General features: G+C 76.1%; 9 protein-coding genes. 3 read left to right on the top strand and 6 right to left on the bottom strand.

The features are described from left to right. Nucleotides 1–568: 568 nt before the first annotated feature. Genes O4J56_RS31210 through O4J56_RS31200 form a run of 3 tightly spaced genes read right to left on the bottom strand, consistent with a single transcriptional unit; the run spans nucleotide 569 to nucleotide 3,048 of the window. Nucleotides 569–2,170, bottom strand: coding sequence for a class I adenylate-forming enzyme family protein (locus O4J56_RS31210; RefSeq protein WP_270690770.1), 1,602 nt, complete (start codon nucleotides 2,168–2,170; stop codon nucleotides 569–571). A gap of 42 nt (nucleotides 2,171–2,212) precedes the next feature. Then, on the bottom strand, nucleotides 2,213–2,623 hold the full coding sequence (locus tag O4J56_RS31205) for a VOC family protein (protein ID WP_270690769.1): 411 nt from the start codon (nucleotides 2,621–2,623) through the stop codon (nucleotides 2,213–2,215). Continuing rightward, nucleotides 2,620–3,048 carry a Zn-ribbon domain-containing OB-fold protein gene (locus O4J56_RS31200; RefSeq protein WP_270690772.1) on the bottom strand — a complete coding sequence of 143 codons (429 nt, stop codon included), beginning with the start codon at nucleotides 3,046–3,048 and terminating at the stop codon, nucleotides 2,620–2,622. The genes O4J56_RS31205 and O4J56_RS31200 overlap by 4 nt, the downstream gene beginning before the upstream one ends. A 104-nt stretch (nucleotides 3,049–3,152) precedes the next feature. On the opposite strand from O4J56_RS31200, the gene O4J56_RS31195 reads away from it, so the two are divergent. Beyond that, complete coding sequence (locus tag O4J56_RS31195) at nucleotides 3,153–3,965, top strand: SDR family NAD(P)-dependent oxidoreductase (protein WP_270690768.1); 813 nt, start codon at nucleotides 3,153–3,155, stop codon at nucleotides 3,963–3,965. Nucleotides 3,966–4,156: 191 nt separating this feature from the next. Here O4J56_RS31195 and O4J56_RS31190 read toward each other — a convergent pair whose 3' ends face one another. After that, nucleotides 4,157–5,350: a serine hydrolase domain-containing protein gene (locus O4J56_RS31190; RefSeq protein WP_270690767.1), complete on the bottom strand. Its 1,194-nt coding sequence runs from the start codon at nucleotides 5,348–5,350 to the stop codon at nucleotides 4,157–4,159. A 92-nt stretch (nucleotides 5,351–5,442) separates the two neighbouring features. On the opposite strand from O4J56_RS31190, the gene O4J56_RS31185 reads away from it, so the two are divergent. Beyond that, nucleotides 5,443–6,399 carry a cyclase family protein gene (locus O4J56_RS31185; RefSeq protein WP_270690766.1) on the top strand — a complete coding sequence of 319 codons (957 nt, stop codon included), beginning with the start codon at nucleotides 5,443–5,445 and terminating at the stop codon, nucleotides 6,397–6,399. A 503-nt stretch (nucleotides 6,400–6,902) separates the two neighbouring features. Here O4J56_RS31185 and O4J56_RS31180 read toward each other — a convergent pair. Together O4J56_RS31180 and O4J56_RS31175 are read right to left on the bottom strand one after the other, a co-directional pair. Beyond that, nucleotides 6,903–8,477, bottom strand: coding sequence for an AMP-binding protein (locus tag O4J56_RS31180; RefSeq protein WP_270690765.1), 1,575 nt, complete (start codon nucleotides 8,475–8,477; stop codon nucleotides 6,903–6,905). Nucleotides 8,478–8,589: 112 nt separating this feature from the next. Beyond that, nucleotides 8,590–9,660 carry an LLM class flavin-dependent oxidoreductase gene (locus tag O4J56_RS31175; protein WP_270690764.1) on the bottom strand — a complete coding sequence of 357 codons (1,071 nt, stop codon included), beginning with the start codon at nucleotides 9,658–9,660 and terminating at the stop codon, nucleotides 8,590–8,592. Nucleotides 9,661–9,919: 259 nt separating this feature from the next. On the opposite strand from O4J56_RS31175, the gene O4J56_RS31170 reads away from it, so the two are divergent. Then, nucleotides 9,920–10,225 carry a Dabb family protein gene (locus tag O4J56_RS31170; RefSeq protein WP_270690762.1) on the top strand — a complete coding sequence of 102 codons (306 nt, stop codon included), beginning with the start codon at nucleotides 9,920–9,922 and terminating at the stop codon, nucleotides 10,223–10,225. The last annotated feature ends 133 nt before the right edge of the window (nucleotides 10,226–10,358 follow it).

Below are 10,358 nucleotides of genomic sequence, written 5' to 3'. Positions count from 1 at the left end.
CCGGGGACGCGTCCCCGGGCCCGGGCGTCCGGGGGCCGTAGCGGGTAGGACGGAGACCCGGAACGGCCCCGGTGCCCGCCGCTCGCCCGGACCCGCCGGGACCGCACAGGGGCTTGGACGGGGCCCACCGTGCGGTCCCGGCGGGTGATGGTCCCCGGCGCACCGGGGCGGTGCCCCGTCGAGCGCACCGTCGGCGGATGCGGTGGGGCGGGTGGCGCCGAGTCCGGCCCCGGCCGGACGGCCGGCCGTGTCCCTTGGAGCGGTGTGATTTCCCTCCGCCCAGGTCGGCCCGCCGGTGACGGCCACGGAACGGGACCGGCCCGTCCCCGGCCGGCACCCCGCCCTTCGGTGAGGCGGTCTCCGGCCGCCCGACGAGGGCTGCCGCGGTCGGCGAGAGGCACACCACCGGGCAGGACACCATCGGACGGCCGGTGCGTCCGCGACCGCCCGGAGCCGCCGCTCGGCTCGTCCGTGCACCACCCCCGCCGTGCTCTCACGCACCGGCGGCATCCTCGGGCCGACCCCCTCCCCGGACCCCCGGCGGCGGCGAACAGGCGCCCCACCGTGCTCATCCGGCGCGGTGCCCGTAGAGCTCCCTGATCCTGCGGCGCAGCAGCTTGCCCGGACCGCCCGAGGCGTCCTGGGTGCGCGGTAGGCCGTCGGCCACCACCACCGCGTCCGGGCGGAGGTGTTCCGGCAGGCGGCCGGCCAGCTCCCGCCCAACGCCCTCCGGGGTCACCGCCGAGCCCGCCCTCGGGACCACCGCGAGCAGGATGCGCTGCTCCGCGGCCTCGGCCCCGTCGGGGTTCTCCGGCACGCCCACCGCCCCGCAGTCGGCCACGCCCTCCACCTCCAGCGCGGCCTCCTCGACCCGCGCGGGCTGGGTCCACACCCCCTTCTTGAGGATCGCGTCCGACCGCCGCCCGAGCACCTGGAGGTTCCCCTCGGCGTCCAGCACCCCCAGGTCGCCGCCGACGTACCAGACGCCCCGCAGCACCTCGGCGGTCGCCTCCGGCAGTCCGTCGTACCCGGCCATCCGGTGCGGCCCCGCCAGGTTGACCTCCCCGGCCTCGCCGACGACCGGCCGCCCGTCCGGGTCCGTCACCCGCACCGCGAACCCGGTACGGGCCCGCCCCGACGAGCGCCGGTCCCACGTCCCGTCGTCGATCCGACCGCACACCGAGTACGGCGCCTCGGTCTGCCCGTAGTAGCCGTACACCCGGGCCTGCGGCAGCCGGTCCTTGATCCGCGCGAGCAGCGCCGGCGCGATCGGCTCCCCGCCCAGGACCACCGTGGTCAGCGACGACAGGTCGGCCTTCTCGTGTTCGGCGTCGGCCAGCAGCGCGCTGAAGAACCCGGGGATCAGGCTCACGTGCGTCACCTTCTCCCGGGGGACGACCCGGAGGAAGTTCTCCGGCCCCCAGTCCTGCTCCAGGACCAGGTGCATGCGCCCGTACAGCGCCGGTCCCGCGATCGCCGGGAAGCCGATGCCCCAGATGATCGCGCCGGTCCCGAATACCCCGTCCGGGCCGCCGGGGATGTCCTGCCACAGCCGGGCGGTCGCCAGCGCGCTCGCGTGCGTGTGCACGACGGCCTTGGGCAGGCCGGTGGAGCCGGAGGTGTAGAACAGCGCGAGCGGGTCGTCCCCGCTTCCGTGGACCGGCGGCTCGGTGTCCGGCACGTCCTCTCCGAGGGCGTCCAGGTCCACCGTCCCCGCGTCCCCCTCGGCCGGGCCGCCGACCCGGATCCAGGACGCGATGCCGGGCAGGCGGGGCCGCACCGTGCGTACCAGCTCCTCGGCCCCCGCGTCGTACACGAACGCGGTGGCGCCCGACCGGGACACCACCTCGGCCAGGACGTCCGCCTCCCAGTAGGGGTTGAGCGCGGCGGTGACCGCGCCCGACTTGAACAGGGCGAGGTAGACCTCGGCCACCGCCACCGTCTCGGTCAGCAGGGCCGCCACCCGGCGCCCCGGCACGGCGCCCGCCCGTGCGAGGGCGTGCGCGCGGCGGTCGACGGCGCGGTTCAGCTCGCCGTAGGTGAAACGGCGCTCGCCCATGTAGGTCAGGGCCATGCGGTCGGGGGCGGCCAGGGCGCCCGCGGTCAGGATCGCGTATCCGTAGTTGCCGAAGGGGTCGGCGGCCGGGGCCGCCTGCGTGTTCTGCTCCACCTGGCCTCCTGGGGGGGTGCTCCGGCGCGCGGCCGGTGACGGTCAGGGCCCGGGGGCGGGCGCGTACAGCACGACCGGGTGCCCGTCGGGGTCGGCCACGACGGCCCGCACCTCGTGCGGCCCGGCCTCGGCGGGCGCGAGCACACGGGCGCCGTGCGCGACGGCCGCCTCCACCGCGGCCGCCACGTCGGGCACGCGCACCGTCGCGGCGGGGGCGCCGACCGCCGCCTCCGTGCCGGAGGCCAGGGCCAGCGACGAGGTGCCGCCGTCGCCGAGGGCGGCGTACCGGCCGCCGTCGGTGAAGCGCACCGGCAGTCCGAGGGCGTCGCGGTAGAACGCCAGGGACGCCGTCAGGTCCTTCGCCGGGTAGAGGACGCCGCGCACGTGCGCGCCACCGGTCGGCCCCTCGGCCCCCTGGGGGCCATCGTGTCCGTGGGAGGGTTCAGTGCTCATGCGTCCTCCGTGTCCGCTCGGAAGTCGGGGATCGGGCCGAATCCGGGCAGGTCGGTGAAGGCGACCCGCACCGGAAGGCCGATGCGGGGACCCCCGGGCGGGGTTCCGTGCAGCCCGCCGAAGGCGCGTAGCCCCGCCTGCTCGGCGAGTTCCACCCACACCAGGGTGTAGGGGACGGCGTCGGAGAACCCCGGGGCGAACGACCGGTGCACGGTGGTGTGGGTGACCACCCGCCCGCGCCCCGACACCGGCTCGAAGGCCAGGCCGGCGCCGCCGCAGAACGGGCAGGCGGGCTCGGGGAAGTGCACGTAGCGGCGGCAGGCGGCGCAGCGCTGGATCACCAGCTCGCCCCGGCGGCACGCGCGCCAGTAGGGCTCGGTCAGGGGAGTGGGCACCGGGTGCGGGCGCCCGCCGTCCGCGTCCATGGCCACCGCGACCTCCCGGGTCCCGTGACAACCGCGTGTAGTCAAGCTAGCGTATGCTTGGTCGACCGGCAAGGGCGGTCCGCGCGCCGCCGGAAGGAGGCCCCGTGGTGCACCGGCCCCAGGACACCGAAGGCGCCGAGGATCCCGGGGATGCGCTGGGCCCCCTCGGCCCCGTCGGCCTGGGCGGCCGGACCGCGCTGGTCACCGGCGCGGCCGGGGGCATCGGCCGGGCGGTGTGCGCCGCCCTGGCCCGCGCCGGAGCCCGGGTGGTGGCGGCCGACCTGGACGCGGCCGCCGCGCGGGCGGCCGTCGCGGCCCTCCCGGGTGCGAGCGCGATCGGCGTCGATCTGGCCGACCCGGACGAGGCGGCGGCCGCCGCCGGGAGGGCGTGCGAGGCGGCCGGGGGCGGCGTGGACGTGCTGGTGCACAACGCCGGGGTGAGCACCGTCGGCCCGTTCGCGCGCGGCGACCCCGCCGATTGGGACCTGATGTGGCGGGTCAACGCCCGCGCGCCCATGCTGCTCACCCGCGACCTGCTGCCGGGGATGGCCGAGCGCGGCTTCGGGAGGGTGGTCTTCGTGTCCTCCGACAGCGCCCGCGCGGGCGCCGGAGGGGAGGCCGCCTACTCGGCCACCAAGGCGGCGCTGCTCGGCCTGGCCAAGTCGCTGGCGAGGGAGTACGCGCGGAAGGGGGTCACGTGCAACGCCGTGTGCCCGGGGCCGACCGACACGCCCATGCTGCGCCGCGTCTCCGAGGAGCACCCGGGCATGGTGGAGGCGCTGGTGCGGAGGATCCCGGCCGGCCGCCTGGGCGAGGCCTCCGACGTCGCCGCGGCGGTGGCCTTTCTCGCCGACCCGTCGGCCTCCTACATCACCGGCCAGACCCTCTCGGTGAGCGGAGGCATCACGATGCACTGACCGTGCCACCGCCCACTGCCCGTCACCGATCGCCCGTCGCCGATCGCCCGCTACGGGAGTTCCGGTGACGGAAGCCCCGGCCTTCGAGAGGGAGGACGCCCATTCGACCCGGCGGCCACCATCCCGGCGGCCACCATCTGTGTGAAGGCCGTGGTCCTCGGGCGGCTGGGACCCCGACGCCCCCCCGTTCCTCAGCGCAGGCTGTCGTAGACCGCCTTCACCAGGCGCATCGACCGCATTCCCCCCGACAGCTCGGCTCCCAGGCCGTTCATCACGTACCCGATGGAGATGCCGTGGTCCAGGTCGGCCAACCCGATCGAACCGCCGGAGCCGGTGTGGCCGAACGCCCCCGCCTGCGCCGCCCGGGGCACCGCGAACACCAGCGACGGGCGCATGAACCCCAGACCGAACGCGCTCGTCAGGTGCAGGACGGCGTCATCCCCCTCCACGCGCGGCGCCACCGCGGCCCGCAGCGTCTCCGGGGAGACGATCCGCCCGGCCAGCAGGTCCCGGTAGAACCCCGCCAGCCCGGTGGCGGTGGTGGTCAGCCCCGCCGCGGGCCAGCCGGCCGCCATCACGCCGCGGTCGTTGAACCCGCCCGGCACCGAGGCCATGTCGGGGTTGCGGAAGGAGCGCGAGTACAGGCTCTCCGGATCGCGGGCGGCCCGCGCCATCCGCGCGATCGGGTCGTCGGAGGGCCCATCGGCGATGTCGGCGGACCGGGAGGGGCCGCCGCCCGCGTGCCGGGTGAGCCGGGCGGCCCGCTCGGCGACGCCGTCCGGCGCGCCCACCCACAGGTCCAGCCCGAGCGGCCCGGCGATCTCGTCGGCCGTGTACGCCCCGACGGTGCGCCCGTCCAGCCGCCGCACGATCTCCCCGGCCAGCCAGCCGTAGGTGAAGGCGTGGTAGCCGTGGGCCGTTCCCGGCTCCCACGCGGGGGCCTGGGCGGCCAGCAGGTCGGCCATGGCCGCCGGGTCGGCGGCCTCCACGGCGCTCACCGGGGTGTCGAAGGCGGGCAGCCCCGCCTGGTGGGACAGCAGGTGCTCGCCGGTGGTCTTGCCCTTGCCGTGCGCGTCGTACCCCGGCCACCAGGAGGCGACCGGCGCCGACAGGTCGTGCCCGCCCCGCTCGGCCACCCGCAGCGCCGCGGCCGCGGTCACCGCCTTGGTGCAGGAGAAGGCGAAGCAGGGGGTGTCCCGCCGCCACGGGCGCGCGGAGCGGCGGTCGGCCCAGCCGCCCCAGAGCTCGACGACCCGCTCGTCCCCGGCGAAGACGGTGACGGCGGCGCCGACCTCCAGCCCGCGGGCGAAGTTGTTCTCGAAGACGCGGCGCACCCGCTCGAACCCGGGCGCGCACACGCCGTGGACCTCGGTCTCCTCGGACACTGCCCCCTGCCTTTCCCGATCTCGGGCGACCCGCGCATGCTACCGGCCGCCCGCCTACATGTGATCACCCGACCTGTCGGAGAGGAGCCGCCGTGGACGACGCACGGGAACACGCCCCGCACGGGCCGCACAACTGGGGCCGATGGGGGCCGGACGACCAGCTCGGCGCCCTCAACCTGATCACCCCCGGGGCCGTGATGCGCGGCCTGGCCGCCGCCCGGGAGGGCCGGGTGCTCAGCCTCGCCCAGCCGATCGAGGGCGCCACCGCCAGCGGACGCCCCGCCCGCGTGCCGCACATGGCCGGGCGCCCCCTCCCGCAGCACTACATGGCCGTCGACGGCGGCGACCAGGCGGCCGGTGCACCGTCCCTGCCCGGCGGACGCCGGGTCGCCGACGACGCGCTCGTGCTCTCCCCGCACGGCACCACCACGCACATGGACGCGTTGTGCCACATGTGGGCGGGGGAGCGCATGTACAACGGCCACCCCGCGGGCCGGGTGGGCAGCCGCGGCGCCTCCCGGCTCGGCGTCGAGCACGCGGCGGCGCGCGGCGTGCTGACCCGGGGCGTGCTCTTCGACGCCGCCCGGCACCGCGGCGCCGCCCGCCTCGGCCCGGACGACCGCGTCGGCGCGGCGGACCTGGAGGCCATGCCCGGCGCCCGGCTGCTGGCCCCGGGGGACGCCGCCGTCGTGCGCACGGGCTGGCCGCTGGCCTGGGAGGAGGACCCCGGCCTGTACCGGGGCGCCCAGCCGGGTCTGGACGGTTCGGCGGTGCGCTGGCTGGCCGCCCGCGACGCGGCGGTGGTGGTGTGCGACAACACCGGTGTGCAGGCGCTCGGTGCCGACGGGGGGCCGGTGGACGCGCCCGAGGACGACGCCCACCTGGTGCTGCTGTGGCGGCACGGCGTCCCGCTGGTGGAGATGGCCCGGCTGGAGGGGCTCGGCTCCGAGTTGGCCGGAGCGGGCCGCGCCGACTTCCTCCTCGTGGTGGCGCCGCTGCCGGTCGGAGGGGGCACGGGCAGCCCCGTCAACCCCCTCGCGGTGCTGTGAACCGCCCGCGTGCGGCCGGATCCGGACGCCGGGTCCCTCTGGCGGGTCGCTTATCCCGCGTTTATCGTGACTGCTCATGCGGGCCACAGGCGAGGCCGGTGAGGAGGAATCGAGACATTCCGGTTACCGGAATAGTTCGGATGCGTGACCGGAGCGCCGTTAGGTTCTTCTCGGCGGTGCGGCCCCGCCCCCCAGGGCGCCGAATCCCGAGAACCGCACCCGGCCGGGCTTCCAGGACCCCCACGTCCGCATGGAAGCCGTGACGGCCGCGGATTTCCCCCGCGGCCGGCCCCAGGGGCTGTCCCCCGCCCCTGGGCCCGGCACCCTCCCCCGGCGCCTGTGGCCCGCCCGCCCGTCGCTTTCGACGGAGCCGTTCCGGGCCTTCGACGGCCCTCGGCGAAGCCGCTCCGCCCCCTTGATGGAGCCGCTCCGCGTCCTTGACGGGTCCGCTCCGCGTCGCGGTACCCCGCGAGCCGCCGGAACGGACCCGATGGACCGACGGGTCATTCGCCCGGGTACCCGCCCCCGCCGTAGAGGGCGTCCAGCTCCGCGTAGTCGGGCAGGTGGCCGTCCTTGGGCACGGCGTCGGTGAACACCACCCGGCGCGGCTTCTTATACGAGGCCAGCAGGCCGCGTACGTGCGCCACGACCTCCTCCTCGGTCGGCCGCGCCCCGGGTTCGCACTGCACCACGGCGGCCACGCTCTGCCCCCACGTCTCGTCCGGCACGCCGATCACCGCCGCGTCCGCGATCCCCGGGTGGGCCTTGAGCGCGCGCTCGACCTCGGCCGGATAGACGTTCTCATTGCCGGTCTTGATCATGCGCAGCCGCGGGCCGATGAAGGTGATCGTTCCGTCGGCCTCCCGGCGTCCGAGGTCGCCGGTGCGGTGCCAGCCCCCGGACAGCGTGCGCGCGGTCAGCTCGGGGCGGGCGTGGTACCCGCTGAACAGGCTCGGCCCCCGCGCCGTGATCTCCCCGGTCTCCCCGGCGGGCAGCTCCTCGCCACCGGGCCCGGTGATGCGCACGTGCACCATCGGGGACGGGCGCCCGGCCGCCCCTTCGCCGCCCGGCGCCAGCGCCAGGTAGGTGAGCATGCCGCACGCCTGCGTCTGCCCGTAGCCGCCCATGCCCGAGACGCTCCAAGGGTCGGTGCCGACGGTGACCTGGGCGTCCCACGCGGGGGAGTGCGAGGCGAAGTGCAGGCTCGACAGGTCGTGCCGGGGCTTGCCGTCCTCGTCCCGGTTGGCCTCGGCGACGGCGTCGAGCATGGGGCCGAAGCCGAACATGTGGTCCACGCGTTCGGCCTCGATGAGCCGTGCCGCCTCGGCGGCGTCGAAGGCGGGCATGTAGACGTTGGTGCCGCCGGCGTGAAACGTCGCCAGGTTGAACATCATGGTGCCGACGTGGAACAGCGGCCCGCTGTTCAAGAAGGTGAAGCCCGGGCCGATCCTGCGCACCTGGAACAGGGCGGCGTCGTGCGCGATGAGGGCGGCGTGGCTGAGCAGCGCGCACGCCGGGCGCCCGTCGAACGCCGCGGTGTACAGGCCCAGGACGGGGAGGGAGGCGTCGGTGTCGCCCTCCGGATCCTCCTCCGCCGCCGACGCGATCAGCTCTTCGTAGGGGTCCGCGCCCGCCGCGTCCCCGTCGGCCCGGCCGTCGCACCGCACCCACAGGCAGCCTTCCTGCGCGCGCTCCCCGGCCACGGCCTCACGGGCGGCGCGCACAGCGGGCTCCAGGTCGCCGCCCTGCCAGAGGACCGCCGCGGGGGCGAGGTCGCGCAGTACGAACGCCAGCTCGTCGGCGCTCTGGCGCCAGTTGGCGGGCACGAACACCGCCCCGAGCCGCGCCGCCGCGAGCAGGCCCTCCTGGAGCCGCACCGAGTTCCGGCCGATGTAGAGGATGCGGTCGCCGGGCCCGGTCCCCGCGTCGGCCAGCGCGCGGGCCAGCCGGCAGGTGCGGGCGTCGAGGGCGGGGTAGGTGAGGCGGACCGGCCCGTCGACGGCGGCGGTGGTCGCGGGCCGCGAGCGGCGGTGTTCGCGCAGGATGTCGGCGATGGTGAGGGCATGGACGGCGGACATCGGGCCTCCGTGGGGGGCGTGGCACGGTTCCGGTTCCGGTTCAGGGGCGGGGCCGGGTCGGGGGGGCGGATGCGGCGGATCCGAGGGGCGGCGGGTCCGGGGTGGTGCGGTGTCAGGCGAATGCGGGCATGACCTCGGCGGCGAAGAACTTCAGCACCTTCTTCATCTCCTCCAGCGGCATCCGCCGGGTACTGCCGAAGTCGCACAGCAGGTGGCCGAAGCCCATCTCCTGGAGCGCCCGCACCTGACCGACCACCCGTTCGGGGTCGCCGACCACCTCCAGGCGCTCCCAGCGGTCGTCGGTACCGACCTCGGCGCCCTTCATGTACCGGTTCTGCCAGTACTCGAAGCCCTGGGCCATCTCGCCGGTGCGCCGGTCGAGCGGGGCGCTGCGCTCGTTGAAGATGCGGGTGCGGTCGAAGGAGGCCTCGAACCGCTCCAGGTCCTCGCGGGCCTGCCCGGCCGAGGGGGCGACGTGGACGGAGCGTCCGACCACCAGCTCGGCGGCGTCGGGGTCGTGCCCGTGGGCGGCGGCGGTGGAGCGCCAGGCCTCGGCGGCGCGGGCCACGCGGGAGAAGGGGGCGGCCGGGTCGGCGAGGATGGGCAGGCCGCGCGCGGCGTACCGCTCGACGGTCTCCGGGCTGACGGCGGCGACGTGCACCGGAGGGCGCGGGGACTGCAGGGGGCGGGGCATCAGGGTGACGCCCTCGTCCAGGTCCGGGGCGACGGCGGAGAACGCGCCCTCGCGGCGCACGGGCTCGCCGCCCCACAGGGCCAGCACGGTCTCCAGGGCCTCGTCGAAGCGCGCGCGGGCCTGGGACAGGTCGACGCCGAACCCGTCGAACTCGTAGCTCTGGTAGCCGCGGCCGACGCCGAGGTCGAGCCGCCCGCCGGAGAGCACGTCGACCATGGCGGCCTGCTCGGCCACGTGCACGGGGTTGTACAGGGGGAGCACGACGATGCCGGTGCCCAGGCGCAGGCGCTCGGTCCGCCCGGCCATGTGGGCGAGGAACGCCAGGCCGGAGGGGACCGTGCCGTAGTCGCGGAAGTGGTGCTCGGCGACGCGCGCGCCGTGGAAGCCGAGCTCCTCGGCCAGCTCGATGAGCTCGGCGTGGTGGTCGTACACCTCGGTGACGGACTGGCCGGGGAAGCGGTGGAAGAGATGGAAGGTGGAGAACTTCAAGGCCGCATCCTCCCTCGCGGACGGACCGCGGACCGGACATCTACCAAGCGTTCGCTTGGTAGCCTAGCAGGACGGCCGGGGCCCGGCCAGGCACCGACCGTCCCCGGCGGCCGTCCCGGAGCCGCCGTCCGCGTGGTGCGCGCGGCGTCTCCGGCATGGAGCCCGCGCGGTGTGCGCGCTGTGTGTGCGCGGCGCCTACGCCGCCTCCGACGCGGGGCGGAGCGCGGCCCGCGCCGCCCCGGGCGGTAGGTTCTGCACCATGGCGATCAGGCACATCGCGCTGTTCCGCTGGAACGGCGAGGCGACCCCCGAGAAGGTGGACCGGATCCGCGACGCGCTCGCCCTGCTGCCCGGGCGCATCCCGGAGCTGCGGGCCTACACCTTCGGACCCGACCTCGGCATCTCCGAGGGCACCTATGACTTCGGCGTGGCCGCCGACGTCGACGACGAGGCGGGGCTGGCGACCTACCGAGACCACCCCGACCACCAGGCGGCGCTCGCACTGATCCGCCCTCTTCTGGCCGACCGCGCCTCCGTACAGATCGCCCTGCCCGACCACTCATAGGGGCACCCCCGTCGCTCCAGGAAAGCGCGGATCGGCGGGTGTCCTCGGCGTTGATCTCGGGAGGAACGACGCTACCGGGCCGGCGGTGTCAACTGGTGAGTGCAACTACGGGCCGGGCGCCGGGTCCGGGGCC

This window comes from Nocardiopsis endophytica, assembly GCF_027706725.1.
Taxonomy (GTDB): Bacteria; Actinomycetota; Actinomycetes; order Streptosporangiales; family Streptosporangiaceae; genus Nocardiopsis_A; species Nocardiopsis_A endophytica.
This window is presented reverse-complemented; position numbering and strand designations above follow the sequence as displayed.

Excerpts from the sequence above, each read along its gene's own strand:
- O4J56_RS31205 (WP_270690769.1), bottom strand. The coding sequence starts at position 2,623 with ATGAGCACTGAACCCTCCCACGGACACGATGGCCCCCAGGGGGCCGAG.
- O4J56_RS31170 (WP_270690762.1), top strand. The coding sequence starts at position 9,920 with ATGGCGATCAGGCACATCGCGCTGTTCCGCTGGAACGGCGAGGCGACC.
- O4J56_RS31180 (WP_270690765.1), bottom strand. The coding sequence starts at position 8,477 with ATGTCCGCCGTCCATGCCCTCACCATCGCCGACATCCTGCGCGAACAC.
- O4J56_RS31200 (WP_270690772.1), bottom strand. The coding sequence starts at position 3,048 with ATGGACGCGGACGGCGGGCGCCCGCACCCGGTGCCCACTCCCCTGACC.